At 64.3% G+C, this 1,162-nt stretch carries 1 protein-coding gene and 1 pseudogene; both read left to right on the top strand.

What is annotated here, in order from left to right; all coding sequences use genetic code 11:
- Positions 1–20: 20 nt before the first annotated feature.
- A pseudogene (locus ON20_RS40700) lies at positions 21–524 on the top strand (helix-turn-helix domain-containing protein); the annotation flags it as partial.
- Positions 525–544: 20 nt separating this feature from the next.
- On the top strand, positions 545–1,162 hold a 618-nt coding region (locus tag ON20_RS25845; RefSeq protein ID WP_245547491.1), incomplete at its 3' end, for an IS630 family transposase.

The raw sequence follows: 1,162 nt of genomic DNA, 5'->3' as shown, positions 1-1,162 counted from the left end.
TGCTGCGTTCCTCAAAGATCATGTATTTTGGTGTCGGTCTTGTTGGTTCGGGTGTCATGAGGTGGGTTCCGCCGAAGGTATTGGTTGCGCGTGCTCCACGGGATGCGTTGGAGGAGCGGAATGTTCGCAAGGTCGCCGGGGCGCGGCATGCGCCGGGTGATTGGATTCGCCGGGCGCGGATGATCACGGCGAGCTGGGATGGGAAGTCCACTGCGGTGATCGCACGTGAGTTGGGTTGTCATCCGCAGACCGTGCGTGAACGGTTACACCGGTTCAACACTCACGGTATGGAGGGGCTGGGCGATCGTCCGGGGTCGGGGCGCAAGCCTCGACTGACCGAAGCCGAACGCAGCCGCATCGTGGCCTTGGTCGCCACGACGCCACCAGGGCGTTTGACGCGGCAGCCCGATGGTGAACTGCGTGCTGAGCAGGAGGCGGCCGCGTCATGCTGGACACTGGACGCGTTGACCGAAGCGCTGCGCGCCGAAGGCATTGTCGTCGGTCGCAGTCAGGTACGCAGAATACTTGTGGCAGAAGGGATTCGGTGGCGCCGTCCGCGTTCGTGGACGACGAGCAAGGACCCGCATTTCGTCCCAAAAGGACGCACATCGTCGGTCTCTACACGCAGCCGCCCGAGGGCGCCACGGTCGTCTACGCCGACGAGTTAGGCCCGATCTCGCCCCGCACCTTCGGTCCCGCACCGGGATGGTCGGTCGACGGGCATCGGATCAAAGCGCCCCTGGAATACTCGCGAGGCCCGGACAAGATCTGGGTCTACGGATCGATCCGCGTCCGTGACGGCCACGCCGTCGCGCTCACCGCGTCCTCGCGCAACAGTGTCAACTACCAGCGTTTCCTCGAGCTGATCGAACAGACCAACCCCATCGGCGACATTTACGTCATCACCGACAACCTCTCCAGCCACAACAGCAAATCCACCCGCGAATGGCTGCAGGACCACCCCCGGATCAAACACGCGTTCATCCCGGTCGGGGCGTGTTGGCTCAACCTGCAAGAAGCGTGGTGGCGAATCTTTCGGCGAGAAGCACTGGCCGGTCAGACCTTCGCCGACCACACCGAGATCGACCGAGCCACCCGCCAAGCCACCGCCGCACTCAACGCCCGCGCACGACCATGGGCCTGGGGCCGACCAGCCCCGAAA

It is taken from the genome of Nocardia brevicatena NBRC 12119 (assembly GCF_000308495.1).
GTDB lineage: Bacteria > Actinomycetota > Actinomycetes > Mycobacteriales > Mycobacteriaceae > Nocardia > Nocardia brevicatena.
This window is presented reverse-complemented; position numbering and strand designations above follow the sequence as displayed.